Origin of the sequence: Caballeronia sp. TF1N1 (assembly GCF_022878925.1) — a bacterium.
Classification (GTDB): Bacteria; Pseudomonadota; Gammaproteobacteria; order Burkholderiales; family Burkholderiaceae; genus Caballeronia.
The window spans coordinates 2,954,231-2,969,104 of sequence record NZ_CP084626.1 but is presented as its reverse complement, the minus strand read 5'-3'; the positions used below and the strand labels follow the sequence as shown (position 1 = coordinate 2,969,104).

At 62.9% G+C, this 14,874-nt stretch carries 14 protein-coding genes; 2 read left to right on the top strand and 12 right to left on the bottom strand.

Annotation, left to right across the window (positions count from 1 at the left end; all coding sequences use genetic code 11):
- Positions 1–61: 61 nt before the first annotated feature.
- The 12 genes from LDZ28_RS13915 to mgrA all read right to left on the bottom strand — a co-directional run bounded on the left by LDZ28_RS13915 (position 62) and on the right by mgrA (position 13,591).
- On the bottom strand, positions 62–1,081 hold the full coding sequence (locus tag LDZ28_RS13915; protein WP_244826680.1) for an XdhC family protein: 1,020 nt from the start codon (positions 1,079–1,081) through the stop codon (positions 62–64).
- Positions 1,054–1,599: a CoxG family protein gene (locus LDZ28_RS13910; RefSeq protein WP_244826679.1), complete on the bottom strand. Its 546-nt coding sequence runs from the start codon at positions 1,597–1,599 to the stop codon at positions 1,054–1,056. Before LDZ28_RS13910 ends, LDZ28_RS13915 begins: the two co-directional genes overlap by 28 nt.
- 18 nt (positions 1,600–1,617) lie before the next feature.
- The gene (locus tag LDZ28_RS13905) at positions 1,618–2,829 is read right to left on the bottom strand and encodes a VWA domain-containing protein (protein ID WP_244826678.1); all 1,212 of its coding nucleotides are present in this window, start codon (positions 2,827–2,829) and stop codon (positions 1,618–1,620) included.
- On the bottom strand, positions 2,805–3,701 hold the full coding sequence (locus LDZ28_RS13900; protein WP_244828145.1) for a MoxR family ATPase: 897 nt from the start codon (positions 3,699–3,701) through the stop codon (positions 2,805–2,807). The genes LDZ28_RS13905 and LDZ28_RS13900 overlap by 25 nt, the downstream gene beginning before the upstream one ends.
- A gap of 63 nt (positions 3,702–3,764) precedes the next feature.
- A complete protein-coding gene (locus LDZ28_RS13895; RefSeq protein WP_244826677.1) occupies positions 3,765–4,565 on the bottom strand; it encodes a xanthine dehydrogenase family protein subunit M in 801 nt (266 codons plus the stop codon).
- A gap of 13 nt (positions 4,566–4,578) precedes the next feature.
- The gene (locus tag LDZ28_RS13890; RefSeq protein ID WP_244826676.1) at positions 4,579–6,960 is read right to left on the bottom strand and encodes a xanthine dehydrogenase family protein molybdopterin-binding subunit; all 2,382 of its coding nucleotides are present in this window, start codon (positions 6,958–6,960) and stop codon (positions 4,579–4,581) included.
- Positions 6,961–7,018: 58 nt separating this feature from the next.
- Positions 7,019–7,495 (bottom strand): (2Fe-2S)-binding protein, encoded by a 477-nt coding sequence (locus LDZ28_RS13885; RefSeq protein ID WP_244826675.1) that lies wholly within the window; start codon positions 7,493–7,495, stop codon positions 7,019–7,021.
- Between the two features lie 399 nt (positions 7,496–7,894).
- Positions 7,895–9,307 (bottom strand): amino acid permease, encoded by a 1,413-nt coding sequence (locus LDZ28_RS13880; RefSeq protein WP_244826674.1) that lies wholly within the window; start codon positions 9,305–9,307, stop codon positions 7,895–7,897.
- 168 nt (positions 9,308–9,475) lie between these two features.
- Positions 9,476–10,132, bottom strand: a complete 657-nt coding sequence (locus LDZ28_RS13875; protein WP_244826673.1) for a response regulator transcription factor — start codon at positions 10,130–10,132, stop codon at positions 9,476–9,478.
- Positions 10,133–10,140: 8 nt separating this feature from the next.
- Positions 10,141–10,950: a sensor histidine kinase gene (locus LDZ28_RS13870; RefSeq protein ID WP_244826672.1), complete on the bottom strand. Its 810-nt coding sequence runs from the start codon at positions 10,948–10,950 to the stop codon at positions 10,141–10,143.
- Positions 10,951–11,286: 336 nt separating this feature from the next.
- Positions 11,287–12,057, bottom strand: a complete 771-nt coding sequence (locus tag LDZ28_RS13865) for a ferredoxin--NADP reductase (protein ID WP_244826671.1) — start codon at positions 12,055–12,057, stop codon at positions 11,287–11,289.
- Between the two features lie 490 nt (positions 12,058–12,547).
- A complete protein-coding gene (gene mgrA, locus LDZ28_RS13860; RefSeq protein ID WP_244826670.1) occupies positions 12,548–13,591 on the bottom strand; it encodes an L-glyceraldehyde 3-phosphate reductase in 1,044 nt (347 codons plus the stop codon).
- A 211-nt stretch (positions 13,592–13,802) separates the two neighbouring features.
- Between mgrA and LDZ28_RS13855 the strand changes: the two genes are divergently transcribed.
- Complete coding sequence (locus LDZ28_RS13855) at positions 13,803–14,594, top strand: mechanosensitive ion channel family protein (RefSeq protein ID WP_244826669.1); 792 nt, start codon at positions 13,803–13,805, stop codon at positions 14,592–14,594.
- 71 nt (positions 14,595–14,665) lie between these two features.
- Positions 14,666–14,872 carry a DUF3185 family protein gene (locus LDZ28_RS13850; protein WP_244826668.1) on the top strand — a complete coding sequence of 69 codons (207 nt, stop codon included), beginning with the start codon at positions 14,666–14,668 and terminating at the stop codon, positions 14,870–14,872.
- Positions 14,873–14,874 lie beyond the last annotated feature (2 nt).

The window sequence follows — 14,874 nt, the reverse complement described above, 5'->3', positions numbered from 1 at the left end:
AACGACGATTATAGGCCGCGCGTGATGCGGGCCTGAGCTTGCGAATTCGGGGTCGCCAAACTCATACGCCACACACCTCGCCACTTCCCGCGACTTCCCGCGCGGCCTTTGCGCCTTCCACCTTCAGCAATTCCGGCAAGGACACGCCGTTCTTCGCCGCCGTGACTTCCGCGAGAATCGACACCGCGATCTCGGGCGGCGTGCGGCTGCCGATATAAATGCCCACCGGCCCGTGCAGTCGCGCGAGTTCGGCTTCGTTGAGATCGAACTCCTTCAGACGCTCGCGCCGCGCGGCGTTGTTGCGCCGCGATCCCAGCGCGCCGACATAGAAGGCAGGCGTTTTCAGCGCTTCCATCAGCGCGAGATCGTCGAGCTTCGGATCGTGCGTCAGCGCGATGACCGCGCAGCGTTCGTCGAGTTTCATGTCCATCACGGTATCGTCGGGCATGGTCCGCACGATGGTCGTGCCCGGCACGTTCCATTCGTCCGTGTATTCCACGCGCGGATCGCAGACGGTGACCTGATAATCCAGCCCCACCGCGATGCTGCACAGATAGCGCGACAACTGCCCCGCGCCGATCACCAGCATGCGATAGCGCGGCCCGTGGATGGTGAGCAGCGTGGCGTCGTCGAAGAGCACGCCATCGGTAGCTTGCGCCGGTTCGAGACGCGCGCGGCCGGTCGCCATGTCGAGCGTGCGCGCGACGAGCCGCCCGCTTTCCACCGCCGAGCACAGTTCCGCGATGCCGCTGTCCTTCGTCAACGGCTCCAGCACGAGCTGAATCGTGCCGCCGCACGGCAAGCCGAAGCGATGCGCTTCTTCCGCGCTGATGCCGTACTTCACCGCTTCCGGCTTCGTCTGCTCGATACCGCGTTGCCGCACGCGCTCGATCAGATCGTCTTCAATACACCCGCCCGACACCGATCCGACCACGTGGCCGTCGGCGCGCACGGCGAGCATGGCGCCTTCCGGGCGCGGCGACGAGCCCCACGTCTTCACCACCGTGACGAGCAATGCGCGATGACCTTCATCGAGCCATCGCGCGCTGTTTTTCAAGACTTCGAGATCCACGCTGTCCATGATTTCTTTCCCTGTTCCTGCCCTGCGTCGCCGCCGTTTTCAGCGTCCGCCGATTCATTCGCCGGTCCACTTGCGCCCTGCAATTGCGCGCTGAAGCGCTTGAAGAACTCGCCCGCGATTTTGCGCGCCGCGCCATCCACGAGCCGCGAGCCGATCTGCGCCAGCTTGCCACCCACCTGCGCATTCGCGCTGTAAGTGAGCCTGGTGGTGTCGGCGGTCTCGCCCGGTTCCAGATTGACCGTCGCGCTGCCCTTGCTGAAACCGGCCGCGCCGCCCTGCCCTTCGAACACGATGGTGTACGTCTTCGGCGCGTCGATATTCGTCAGTTCCATGCGGCCCTTGAAGCGCGCCTTGACCGGGCCGACCGCCGCCGTCATCGCGACCGCATACGCATTCTCGCCTTCCGCGTCGATGCTGTCGCAGCCGGGGATACAAAGTTTCAGAATCTCCGTGTCGTTGAGCGCTTCCCACGCCCGCGCCTGGGGCACCGGCAAGACATGCGTTTCGGACAGTTCCATTTTTCGTCTCCCTGATACTCACGGGACGCGACGCGCGCCTGAATCGTGCCGGCCGTGCGCCGCCGCCAGTTCCCGTCCGACAGCGGTGAGACTGTCGAGATTGTGGGCCGCGAGCATCGCATCGACGTGCGGCAGGATCGCGCGCACGCCTCGGGCGCGCGGCGTGAAATCGGCGAATCTCAGAAGCGGATTGAGCCACACCAGCCGATGCGCGAAACGATGCAGCCGCGCAATTTCGGTTTCGAGCACGTCGATGGCCTCGTGATCCAGGCCGTCGGTGACGAGAAGAACGGTCGCGCGACCTGCAAGCACGCGGCGCGCCCAGCGTCGATTGAACTCGGCGAGCGCTCCGCCAATGCGCGTTCCGCCCGACCAGTCGGCGACCTGAAGCCCGAGCGCGGCAATCGCGACGTCCGGATCGCGCTCACGCAACGCGCGCGTGGCGTTGGTTAGACGCGTGCCGAACAGAAACACCTGCAAGCGCTCGCGCGATTGCAAAAGCGCGTGGCAGAAGTACAGCACGGCGCGCGAATATGCGCTCATCGAGCCGGATATGTCGAGCAACAAGACGAGCGGCGGCCGGCGTTCCACGACGGCGCGGTATTTCCACACAGTCCAGTCGCCGCCTGAACGAACCGCGTGACGCGCGCTCGCCTTCAGGTCGGCGTGCGTGCCGCGCGAAGCCGCCTTGAGCCTGCGCGTCGGCTCGCTCGCAAGCGGCAGCCGATGCGCGCGAATCTGATGCCGCAGCGTGCGCCATTCGTCGGCGCTCAGGGTATCGAAATCGCGCTGGCTCAGGCGTTCCCGCGCGCTGAACGAGAGGCGCGCGTGCGCTTCCTCGGTCGCGCCTTCCCGCTTCGTTTCAGCCGATGACACCGCGCGCGTGGCGAGCGCATCGGCGAGACGGTTGTTGCGTTTGGGCGGCGGCATGCCGTTCGTCACTTTCGGCAGCAACAGCATGCGCAGCTTGCCTTCCCAGTCGGGATCGCGCCAAAAGAGATCGAAGGCCGCGTCGAAGATGCCGCGCTCGTCGCTCGCGTGAACCAGCAGACACGCGAGCGTCGCGTGCACGTCGTCGCGACGGCGCAGATCGATGAAGCGCAGCGCGTCGATGGCATCGACGGCATGCGCGGGCGACATGCCGAGGCCCGCGCCGCGCAGCAGCCTGACGAAGTGCACGACGTTGCGCGCGATGGTCTCCATCGCTATGACCGCGCAGCCGAAAGACATTGCGCGAGCGTGTCGGCGTCCATGCGCGCGAGGTCGTCCTGATACTTCAACAACACGCCGAGCGTGTCGCGCACCGACTGCGGGTCCAGTTCCGACACCGACAACGCCGCGAGCGCGCGGCACCAGTCGATGGTTTCCGCGACGCCCGGCGCCTTGAACAGATCCAGCGTGCGCAACTCGTGCACGAAGCCGACCGCTCGCGCCTGCAAGTCGCGGCTCGCTTCCGGCGCGCGGGCCGCGACGATCTCGAGCTCGACATCGCGCGCGGGATAGCCGATCCACTGATAAAGACAGCGGCGCTTGAGCGCATCGTGTACTTCGCGCGTGCGGTTCGAGGTCATCACGACGAGAGGCGGATGCGTGGCGCGCACCGTGCCGTACTCGGGAATCGACACCTGAAAGTCCGACAGCAGTTCGAGCAGGAACGCTTCGAACGGCTCGTCGGCGCGATCGATTTCATCGATGAGCAACACGCGCCGCGCGTTCGCGTTCGAAGGATCGGGCAGCAGCGCCTGAAGCAACGGACGCTTCAACAGAAACTCGCCGCGATACAGCGAATCGTTCGAGGGTGTTTCACCCGATGCTTCCGCGAGCCGCAGCGCCATGATCTGACGCGGATAGTCCCATTCGTAGAGCGCGCTCGCCGTATCGAGACCTTCGTAGCATTGCAGGCGCAAGAGCGTCGTGCCGCACAGACCCGCCGCCGCTTTCGCGAGTTCGGTCTTGCCGACGCCCGGTTCGCCTTCGAGAAAGAGCGGCCGCTGCATTTTCAGCGCGAGAAAAAGCGCCGTCGCGAGCTCGCGGTTCGCGAAGTATTGATGCTCGCGCAGTCGCGCGAGCGTGTCGTCGATGGAATCCGGCTCGTTCGGCATCATGGGAAGGCGCGGCGGACTCGAAATCCGCCGCTTGGTTGCTGAATGACTTCGACGTGCTGCCTAAAACGAGTTGGCGCGTTCGATCGCCCGGCCCGCCAGCACCGGAATCAGATGCGCGCGATATTCCGCGCTCGCGTGCATGTCGTCGTTGAGTTCGCCGGGCAGGATCTTCACGCCTCGCGCCGCGCTGACGGAAAAGTCTTTCGACAACGCCGCCTCCAGCTCGGCCGCACGAAACACGGAAGACGCCGCGCCCGTCACGCCAACGCGCACGCCGTCTTCATGCTTTGCAACGAACACGCCGACGAGCGCGAAGTGCGAAGCAGGGTTGCGAAACTTTTCGTACGCGGCGCGCTTGGCGAGCGGAAATTCCACCGCGACGATCAACTCGTCCGGCTCCAGCGCGGTCTGATACATGTCGATGAAAAACTCATCCGCGCCAATGCGCCTGCGATCCGTCACCACCGTCGCGTTCAGCGCAAGCACGGCGGCTGGATAGCACGCGGCGGGGTCGTCGTTGGCAAGCGAACCGCCAATCGTGCCGCGCTCGCGCACCTGTCTGTCGCCGATTCGGCCAGCCAGATCGGCGAGACCGGGCAGCGCCTTTCGAACCTGTTCGTCCGATGCAACCTGCGCGTGGCACATGGCGCCGCCGATGATCAGCTTGCCGCCATCGAGCGCGATGCTTTTCATCGACGCGATGCGCGTCACATCCACGAGCGCCGATGGCTGCGCGAGCCGCAAGCGCATGGTCGGCAAGAGACTCTGGCCGCCCGCGAGAAATTTGGCATCGCCGTTAGCGGCAAGCGCGGCAACCGCAGCCTGAGTTTCGCCGGGACGTTGATAGTCGAATGCGTACATGTTCGTTCTCCCTTCAGGCGCGTTGGGCGGCGTGCATTGCGGACCACACGCGATGGGGCGTCGCGGGCATCTGCAAATCCTTCACGCCGAGCGGCGCGAGGGCATCGAGAATCGCGTTGATGACGGCGGGCGGCGAGCCGATTGCGCCCGCTTCGCCGCAGCCCTTCACGCCGAGCGGATTGTGCGAGCACGGCGTGCCCTTCGCGGTTTCGACGGTGAAGTTCGGCAAGTCGATGGCATGCGGCATCGCGTAATCCATATACGAGCCTGAGAGCAACTGGCCGGTGGTGTCGTCGTAGACGCAGCGCTCGAGCATCGCCTGGCCGACTCCCTGGCCAAGCCCGCCATGCACTTGCCCTTCGACGATCATCGGGTTGATCACGTTGCCGAAGTCATCGACCGCCGTGAACTTCTGAATACGCGTTTCGCCCGTGTCCTGATCGACTTCCACTTCGCAGACATACGCGCCCGACGGATAAGTGAAGTTGGTCGGGTCGTAGAACGCGTTTTCGTTCAGCCCCGGCTCCATGGTTTCCAGCGGGAAGTTGTGCGGCACGTAGGCGGCAAGCGAGACATCGACGAAACTCTTCGTGCGGTCCGTGCCCGCCACGCGGAACGTGCCGTTCTTGAACTCGATGTCCTCCACCGCTGCTTCGAGCAGATGCGCGGCAATCTTCTTGGCCTTCGCTTCCACCTTGTCGAGCGCCTTCATGATCGCCGAGCCGCCGACCGAAATGGAGCGCGAGCCATACGTGCCCATGCCGAACGGAATGCGGCCCGTGTCGCCGTGAATGATCTCGACGTTGTCGATATCCACGCCAAGCCGGTCCGCGACCACTTGCGCGAAGGTCGTTTCGTGCCCTTGTCCGTGACTGTGCGAGCCGGTGAAAACCGTGACCGAGCCGGTAGGATGCACGCGCACTTCGCCCGCCTCGAACAAGCCTGCCCGCGCACCGAGCGCCCCCGCGACATTCGAGGGCGCGAGCCCGCACGCCTCGATATAGCACGAATAGCCGATGCCGCGTAGCTTGCCCGCTTTCTCCGATTCCGCCTTGCGCATGGCAAAGCCTTGCACGTCCGCGAGTTCGAGCGCGCGGTTCAGACACGCGTCGTAATCGCCGACGTCGTAGGTCAGGCCGACCGGCGTCGCGTACGGAAACTCGCGAATGAAGTTGCGGCGGCGCAGTTCGACCGGATCGATATTCAACTCGCGCGCCGCCGTTTCAACGAGCCGCTCGACGACATAGGTCGCTTCCGGACGGCCCGCGCCGCGATAGGCATCGACGGGAACGGTGTTGGTGAAGACCGCTTTGACTTCGGCGTAGATCGCGGGCGTGGTGTATTGGCCGGCGAGCAAGGTCGCGTAGAGCACGGTCGGAATCGACGAGGCGAACGTCGACAGATACGCGCCCATGTTCGCCGTCGTGTGCACGCGCATCGCGAGAAACTTGCCGTCTTTGTCGATGGCGAGTTCTGCTTTGGTGACGTGATCGCGGCCATGCGCGTCGGAGAGAAACGCTTCGGAGCGCTCGGCCGTCCACTTGATCGGACGCCCGACTTTCTTCGACGCCCACGTCAGCGCCACGTCTTCCGGGTACAGGAAAATCTTCGAGCCGAATCCGCCGCCCACATCCGGCGCGATGATCCGCAGTTTCGATTCCGGCAGCGACAGTACGAACGCCGCCATCAGCAGCCGCTCGACGTGCGGGTTCTGATTCGCGACGTAGACCGTGTAGCTTTCGTCGTGCTTCGAATAGCTCGCGTTGACGGCGCGCGGTTCGATCGCGTTCGGCACGAGGCGCTGGTTCACGATATCGAGCGTCGTCACGTGCGCGGCCTGCGCGAAGGCGGCGTCGGTCTTGGCCTTGTCGCCGTGGCCCCAGTTGTAGCAGACGTTGTTCGGCACGCTGTCGTGCACTTGCGGCTGGCCGTCGCCGGCGGCGCTGCCGGTATCGACCGCGGCGGGCAGCACGTCGTAATCGACCTCGATGAGTTCGAGCGCGTCCTTCGCTTCCTTGATGGATTCGGCGACCACGAGCGCGACCTGATCGCCCACGTGCAGCACCTTTTCGTTCGCAATGACGGGATGCGGCGGCTCTTTCATCGGCGAGCCATCGGTGCTGTGGATCAGCCAGCCGCACGGCAAGCCACCGACGTTTTCGCCGGCAAGATCCTTGCCCGTGAAAATGGCGATCACGCCCGGCGAAGCCTTGGCCGCTTCCATGTCGATACCGCGAATCTTCGCGTGCGCGTGAGGCGAGCGCAGGAACGCGGCGTAGCTTTGCTGTGGAAGGACGACATCGTCGGTGTACTGGCCGGCACCCGTCAGGAAGCGATAGTCTTCCTTGCGCTTGATGCCAGCGCCAATCAGTTTCTGTTGCTCAGGGGCATTCATCGCGGTCTCCTTGATAGGCGCGAAATCCGGATCGATCGACAGAGTGCAGCTAGTGTTTCTAGCCGCCCGACCTCATGGATTGCGCGCCCTGCAGGACCGCCTTGACGATGTTGTGATAGCCCGTACAGCGGCACAGATTGCCGTCGAGCTGCTCGCGCACTTCCTCTTCGGAGAGATCCGGAGATTGCGCGGCGAGTGCGCTCGCGCTCATCACCATGCCCGGCGTGCAGAAACCGCATTGCAGACCGTGGCATTCCTTGAAGGCCGCCTGCATGGGATGAAGCTCGCCGTCTTTCGCCATGCCTTCGATAGTCGTCACCGCCATGCCGTCGGCCTGCGCGGCGAGGATGTTGCACGACTTGATCGCGCGCCCTTCGAGATGCACGGTGCACGCGCCGCACTGCGCGGTATCGCAGCCAATGTGCGTGCCGGTGAGCCTGAGTTGTTCGCGTAGAAACTGGACGAGCAGAAGATGCGGTTCGACGTTGGCGGTCACGGGTTTGCCGTTGACCGTCAGGCTGATGCTGAGCGTCATTACTGTCTCCTTTGCGACCCGGCCGGAGCTTTTTTGCTCCATACGCGGGCCTCGTGCAGTTTCTCTGCGACGACTCGAAGCGAAGCTATCCGCTTCTATTCCGGTCACGGCAGACCGACTGCTGTGGGGATGGACCAGCCTTACGCCACTCGCTTGCTTCGCCACTCACGTCAACCACGTCCTGAACCTGCCGACCTGCTGCTGTGAGCGTTTGGCTGGGAAATCGTGTGATGCGCGTTCATGTTTGCAGAGCCGAGTAAAGCACAAATCGGCGAGCGTAGCTATTGGGCTTACTTGCCGGTGGATGCGTTTGCCTTTCTTCGCTCGTCTTCGCTTGCGGCTCTGAAAAGAAAAACGCCGCCCGAAGGCGGCGTTCATGCAACTGGCGCGCAAGACGCCTTACAGCACGTTTTTCGAAGCCTGCGCGCGACCGAGCACCGAATGCCGGCGCGAGTAGACGAAATAAATCGCGAGGCCGATCACGAGCCAAACGACGAACGCGACCCACGTCATCGCCTTGAGATTGAGCATGAGAAACAGGCACGACGCCACCGCGAAAATGGGCACCACCGGCACGCCAGGACAGCGGAACGCGCGCGGCAAGTCCGGATGCGTGCGGCGCAGGATCAGCACGGCAATGGACACCATCGAGAACGCCGCGAGCGTGCCGATGTTGATGAGCTCCGCCAGCACGTTGAGCGGCACGAGCGCGCCGATCAGCCCGAAGAAAATGCCGACGAGCCAGGTTGTAAAGAAAGGCGTCGAGTAACGCGGATGAACTTTCGAGAGCCGCGCGGGCAAGAGACCGTCACGCGACATCGCGTAGATGATGCGCGTCTGCCCGTAGCTCATGACGAGGATCACGGTGAGCATGCCGAGCACCGCGCCTAAGTCGATGAAACCCGCGACCCAGTTCTGTCCGACCACTTGTAGCGCATACGAAACCGGATGCGAAACGCCCGCGAACTGCGCCGACGGCACGATGCCCGTCACGACCGCCGCGACGGCGACATACAGCACCGCGCACACGGCCAGCGACGAAATGATGCCGATCGGCAGATCGCGCTTCGGGTTCTTCACCTCCTCGGCGGCGGACGACACCGAATCGAAACCGATGAACGCGAAGAACATCACCGCCGCCGCGCCGAATACGCCCGACCAGCCATTCGGCATGAACGGATGCCAGTTGGCAGGCGTCACATGAAACACGCCGACGGCGATCACCAGCAACACGACGGTCACCTTGATCGCGACCATGATGTTGTTCACGCGCGTGGATTCCTTCACGCCGACCGACAAGAGCGCGGTGATCGCCATCATCACCAGAAATGCAGGCAGGTTGAAATAGGTGACGTGGTCGGGCAACGCGCCGGGCGCGGCGGTCAGTACGGTCGGCAGCGAGATGCCGAAGCCCGACAGTAGCGATTGCAGATAACCCGACCATCCGACCGACACGGCGGAAGTGGCAAGCCCGTATTCGAGCATCAGATCCCAGCCGATGATCCACGCAGCCAGTTCGCCAAGCGTGGCGTAAGAATAGGTATAGATGGAACCGGCAACCGGAATGGTCGATGAGAACTCGGCGTAGGCAAGCGCCGCGAAACAGCACGCAATTGCCGCGACGATGAACGAAACCATGAGCGCCGGGCCGGCTTGCACGGCGCCGGTTCCCGTCAGCACGAAAATGCCGGTGCCGATGATGGCGCCAATACCAAGGAAGGTGAGATCGAGCGCGCCCAGAGTCTTCTTGAGCGACGTGCTGTGGGTGGCAGCCAGCATGTGCTCGATGTTTTTCTTGCGGAACAACGACATTGCGGTGAGTCTCCTAAAGGCGCTCAAAGGCACCGTACCTCGGGAAAACCCGATAGTTTAGCGGAGACTGGAAGCATGCCCAAAGAACGAGCATGAGACGCCCTTTCCTTGCGCATTTTTTACAAATCGTTCGTTTTTTATCTTGTTTAAGATAAATTCAGGAACCATTCAGCCCGCTATTGCCGGGTTCATGTCGATGAGGCGATGGCTCATCACATAGAAGGTCAGTTCGGCGTTGTTCGCAAGCTGCATCTTGTCGAGTAAGCGCGCCCGATAAACGCTCACTGTTTTCACCGACAGCGAAAGCGCGCGTGCGATGTCCGTGAGCCGCTTGCCCGAAGCCAGCATGCACAGCGTCTGGAATTCGCGGTCAGAGAGTTGCTCGTGCGGCATGCATTCCGAACCAAGCGAAACGTAGTTCGCAAGCGCTTCCGCCATTTCCGGGCTCACGTACTTTCGGCCCGCCGCGACTTGCTGGATCGCGCCGATCATGAGCGCCGGGTCCGCCGTCTTCGAGAGATAACCCGCCGCGCCGGCCTTGAGCGCGCGCACGGCATATTGATCTTCGCGATGCATCGAAAACATCAGCACTGGCAGACGCGGCATGTCGCGCTTCAGGCGCTTGAGCACGTCGAGACCGTTCACATCGGGAAGCGAAATGTCGAGCATCGCCACGTCGGGCGCGTGGCGCGCGGCGAGTGCGAGCGCCTGCACGCCGGTTCCGGCTTCGATCACCTCCGAGGCCAGCTCGCGCTCGATCAGCAATTGCGCGACGCCACGGCGCACGATGGCGTGGTCGTCGGCGAGCAGGATGCGCAGCGCCATGCGCGGCCTCAGGCGTTGGCCGCGCGCCGAACCGGACGCGGCGGGCATACCAGCGGAATGCGCGCGAGCACCGCGACGCCGCCCATCTCCGATGCAGCGACGCGCATGCTGCCGCCGAACGCCTCGCATCGCGCACGCATGCCGGGCAGGCCGAAGCGGCCGGTCTTGCGACGCGCGGCAGGCGTCATGCCGATCCCGTCATCGTCGATGACGAGCGTCACGCCTTGCGCGTCACGCTCGACATTGACTCGCGCGCGCGTCGCCCGGGCGTGGCGTGCGACATTGGTCAACGCTTCCTGCATCACGCGTAAAAGCGCGACGGCGAGACCAGGCGGGAGATCGTCGAAGCGGGAATCGTCGGGGCAGACGAAATCGACATGAATGGCGGCACGCGCGCCGAAGGTGGCGATCCAGTCGGCAAGTCCGGTGGTGAAACCGGTGTCGAAGGGCGGCGCTTGCAAATCCTCGACGATTCGATGACTCGCTTCGCCTGCTTCCGCGATACAGTCGCGCGCCTGGCGAAGCGCATCGGCGCAAGCGGCGGGGGCATTGGCGGGAAGCCAGTATTGCGCGCGGGAAATCGCCAGGTTGGCGGCGGTCAGCACGGCGCCCATCTCGTCGTGCAGGTCCTGCGCGAGCGTGCCGCGCGTGTGCGCTTCGATGGCGGCCAGTTGCGTGGTGAGTTCGTCGATGCGCGCCGCGAGACTGCGCACTTGGCGATCGCTCTTGAGGTGTGCGTCGATCGGCACGGAGACTAGCGAAGCGGACGCGCGCGGCGCCTTGCGTGTTTCAGGCGGAATTCTGGCCGACGAGTTCATTCAATGTCTCCCAAGTGAGCGCAACTAGAGTTACGTCGCCAGAAGACACATGTGGCGTAACTAAATTTACACTCCGTAACATCGACGACGGACGATACCGTTGCGTCATCCGTCTGAGCGTTGCGGAATCATATCTCAAAATTATCATAAAGCCATATCGGACAAGGCTTTCAGACGTGAACCTCATGCCGTTTGGCAAACATTGCCACTATTCGCTGACGACCCGGCGTCGTGGCCGCAGGCCGCCAATTTGTAACAATACCCCGGCGAATCGGGGCGAAAAAAAACCGGCGCACGAAAGCACCGGTTTTCTCGACAGGACAAACAGCAGTCGAATCAGCCGACGAAAGCCTTTTCCACCACGTAATGTCCCGGATGATTGTTGCTGCCTTCCTTGAAGCCAAGGCTGTCGAGCAACTCGCGCGTGTCGCGCAGCATGTGCGGGCTGCCGCAAAGCATCACGCGGTCGTTTTCAACCGAGAACGGATCGACCGACAAATCCGCGAACAGCTTCTTCGTTTCGATGAGGTCGGTGATCCGGCCGCGATTCGCGAACTCTTCACGCGTGACGGTCGGGTAGTACACGAGCTTCTCCGACACGATCTCGCCGATATGCTCGTGCGCCGGCAAGTGCTCGGTGATGAAGTCCTTGTACGCGAGTTCATCGACGAAACGGCACGTGTGCGTCAGCACGATCTTGTCGAAGCGGTCGTAGACGTCCGGGTCCTTGATGATCGACATGAAAGGCGCGAGGCCCGTGCCCGTCGAAAGCAGCCACAGCGTTTTGCCCGGCAACAAGTTGTCGGCGACGAGCGTGCCCGTCGGCTTCTTGCCGATCAGCACGGGATCGCCCACCTTCAAATGCTGAAGGCGCGACGTCAGGGGGCCGTCCGGCACCTTGATGCTCAAGAATTCGAGATGCTCCTCGTAGTTCGCGCTCGCGAGGCTATAGGCGCGCAAGAGCGGCTTGCCTTCGACTTCGAGGCCCACCATCGTGAACTGACCATTCTCGAAGCGGAACGACGAATCGCGAGTGCAGGTGAAACTGAAGAGCGTGTCGGTCCAGTGGTGGACGCTCAGAACGGTTTGAGAATTAAGGTTGCTCATGGCTTCTTGGACTGTGCGAGAACGATGATGCGATGACGCGGTGCCGCTCGCCGCCAGCCGAATGCTCTGGCGGGAACGGGCATCGAAAAGACTTTGCCGCGCTCAACTACGCAAAAGGACGATCGTATGGGCTGATGTCGGCGCTTCGGTATCACGCGGCCTGCTCAAGCCTTGAGCCGAAGCACGCGCGCAAACCAGACAACCCAGCCGGACAACCCGGCGCAATCGAGCATTTTAACCCGATCGACATTTGCCGTCGTGTCGCGGCCGTGCGGCATTGAGACTGGCTGGACGCGCGTGGGACTTTGCGGGACGGCGCGCACCTGGCTGCTCGGCCTGGCGAATGATTGCGAAGAACGGGAGACGCGCGTCGAACACGCCGCAAATCACAGCCAAAAAGCCGCCGAGCCCGCATGATAGCAACGGATTCCGCAATTATCCCAAAATACCCTTCTGACGGTCGGGCCGGGACAAAGGCGGGACGACGCGATCAGATGCGTTGATCCGTCGACGGCTTCTCCCACAGATTCACGCCGCCTTCCTGCGCGTGCTTGTCGATCTCGGCGAGTTCCTCTGCGCTGAATTCCAAATTTTTCAGCGCGGCGACGTTCTCGACGACCTGTTCCGCGCGGCTCGCGCCGATCAGCACCGAAGTCACACGGCCACCGCGCAACGCCCACGCGAGCGCCATCTGCGCGAGGCTCTGACCGCGACGCTCCGCGAGTTCGTTGAGCTTGCGCACATGCGCCAGATTCTCGTCGCTCAAATGCTCCTGCTTGAGCGATCCGCCGCCCGCCTTGTTCACGCGCGCATCCTGCGGCACGCCGTTCAAATACTTGCTCGTGAGCAAGCCCTGCGCGAGCGGCGTGAACGCGATGCTGCCGGTGCCGAGATCGTCGAGCGTATCGAGCAGTTCGTGTTCGATCCAGCGATTCAGCATGTTGTACGACGGCTGATGGATCAAGAGCGGCACCTTGTGCTCGGCCAGCAAGCGCGCCATTTCACGCGTCTTCGACGCCGAATACGATGAAATGCCGACATACAGCGCCTTGCCCGAATGAACGGCGGTGGCGAGCGCGCCAGCGGTTTCTTCGAGCGGCGTGTCCGCATCGAAACGATGCGAGTAGAAAATATCGACGTAATCGAGGCCCATGCGCTTCAGGCTTTGATCCAGACTCGCGAGCACATACTTGCGCGAACCGCCGCCGTTGCCGTAAGGTCCCGGCCACATGTCCCAGCCGGCCTTCGACGAAATCAGCAGCTCATCGCGATACGGCCGGAAGTCGTCCTTGAAGATCCGGCCGAAGTTCGTTTCCGCGCTGCCATACGGCGGGCCGTAGTTGTTGGCGAGATCGAAGTGCGTGACGCCGAGATCGAATGCCGTGCGCAGAATTTCGCGTTGCGTCGAGATGGGCGTGGTATCGCCGAAGTTGTGCCACAGACCAAGAGACAACGCAGGAAGTTTCAATCCGCTCTTGCCGCACGTGCGGTATTGCATCTGCGTATAACGCTCGGAAGCTGCTTCGTATGCCATATCGAATTCCCTTTGCGTGCTGGTTGACTGAATCGGTTTCGGGGACTGCGTTCGGGCGTTGTGCGGCACGTGCTCGCCGCTCCGCCGGTCGAGGCCGACAATGTTAAGCCAATCCGCCGCAAGCCGTACGACCCTCGTCCAGACGGCCTACGCGGGAACGTTCTGGTCCGACGCCAGACCAATGCAAATCCCAAATGAAGGAATCTGACCGATGAACTCTATCGATAAGCTGCGCCCTGCCTACGATTCCCTATTAGCCCTTGCCGTGACGTATGGCATCGACTTCCTCATGGCGATCCTGATCCTTGCCGTCGGATGGTGGATTTCGAACTTCGTCGCCAACGCGCTGCGGCGCACGCTTGGGCGCACGCATATCGACGCCACGCTCACGCCGGTGCTCGCCAGCGTGGCGATGTGGGCCATTCGCGTAGTCGCCATCGTGGCCGCGCTCGGCAAGTTCGGCATCGCGGCGGCGAGTATCCTGACCGTGCTCGGCGCGGCGGGACTGGCAATTGGCCTGGCGTTGCAGGGCACGCTGCAGAACATCGCGGCGGGGCTGATGCTGTTGTTGCTGCGTCCGTTCCGCGTGGGCGATTACATCGAGGGCGTCGGCACGACGGCGGGAACCGTGAACGAAATCGGTCTCTTCACCACGCGCCTCACCAAGGCCGACGGCATCGTCATGTTCGTGCCGAACAGCACGATCTGGGCGAATCCCATCACCAATTACAGCGCGAACGAACGCCGCCGCGTGGTGCTCAACTTTCAGGTGGCGCACGGTCAGAAGGTCGAACATGTGCTCGAGGAATTGCGCCGGCTCGTGAGCGAAGATCCGCGTATCGTGCAGGAAGCGCCGTCCGCTCCGTGGATCGCGGTAACGGATTACACCGACACCGGCGTCAAGTTCAACGTGGGCGCATGGACGCGCGCGAGCGATCACGCGAGCGTGCAGGCCGAATTGCTGCGCAAGATTCAGCCGCTGACGCGCGAGCAGATCACCTGAAACCGGGACGACTGGACGCGAGCGGGAAGATTGAATAACCTGTCGCGCCTTACCTTCCGCGAGACTGGCCCATGACCCGAGCGATTTCCGTTGCGTTGATTGTCGGCGGCATCGTGCTGCTTTATTTCGGTGGCCAGTCGTTTCATTCGTTGAGTAACGACGTATCGCGCTTTTTCACCGGCTCGCCCACGAACAAGACTATCTGGCTGCTCGCGGGCGGCGTCGTGGCCACGCTCGCGGGAATGATCGGCCTTGCGCTGCCGTCATCCCGCCGATAAAA

Excerpts from the sequence above, each read along its gene's own strand:
- LDZ28_RS13895 (WP_244826677.1), bottom strand. The coding sequence starts at position 4,565 with ATGTACGCATTCGACTATCAACGTCCCGGCGAAACTCAGGCTGCGGTT.
- LDZ28_RS13855 (WP_244826669.1), top strand. The coding sequence starts at position 13,803 with ATGAACTCTATCGATAAGCTGCGCCCTGCCTACGATTCCCTATTAGCC.
- mgrA (WP_244826670.1), bottom strand. The coding sequence starts at position 13,591 with ATGGCATACGAAGCAGCTTCCGAGCGTTATACGCAGATGCAATACCGC.
- LDZ28_RS13900 (WP_244828145.1), bottom strand. The coding sequence starts at position 3,701 with ATGCCGAACGAGCCGGATTCCATCGACGACACGCTCGCGCGACTGCGC.
- LDZ28_RS13885 (WP_244826675.1), bottom strand. The coding sequence starts at position 7,495 with ATGACGCTCAGCATCAGCCTGACGGTCAACGGCAAACCCGTGACCGCC.
- LDZ28_RS13870 (WP_244826672.1), bottom strand. The coding sequence starts at position 10,950 with ATGAACTCGTCGGCCAGAATTCCGCCTGAAACACGCAAGGCGCCGCGC.
- LDZ28_RS13865 (WP_244826671.1), bottom strand. The coding sequence starts at position 12,057 with ATGAGCAACCTTAATTCTCAAACCGTTCTGAGCGTCCACCACTGGACC.
- LDZ28_RS13910 (WP_244826679.1), bottom strand. The coding sequence starts at position 1,599 with ATGGAACTGTCCGAAACGCATGTCTTGCCGGTGCCCCAGGCGCGGGCG.
- LDZ28_RS13880 (WP_244826674.1), bottom strand. The coding sequence starts at position 9,307 with ATGTCGTTGTTCCGCAAGAAAAACATCGAGCACATGCTGGCTGCCACC.
- LDZ28_RS13915 (WP_244826680.1), bottom strand. The coding sequence starts at position 1,081 with ATGGACAGCGTGGATCTCGAAGTCTTGAAAAACAGCGCGCGATGGCTC.
- LDZ28_RS13850 (WP_244826668.1), top strand. The coding sequence starts at position 14,666 with ATGACCCGAGCGATTTCCGTTGCGTTGATTGTCGGCGGCATCGTGCTG.
- LDZ28_RS13875 (WP_244826673.1), bottom strand. The coding sequence starts at position 10,132 with ATGGCGCTGCGCATCCTGCTCGCCGACGACCACGCCATCGTGCGCCGT.
- LDZ28_RS13890 (WP_244826676.1), bottom strand. The coding sequence starts at position 6,960 with ATGAATGCCCCTGAGCAACAGAAACTGATTGGCGCTGGCATCAAGCGC.
- LDZ28_RS13905 (WP_244826678.1), bottom strand. The coding sequence starts at position 2,829 with ATGTCTTTCGGCTGCGCGGTCATAGCGATGGAGACCATCGCGCGCAAC.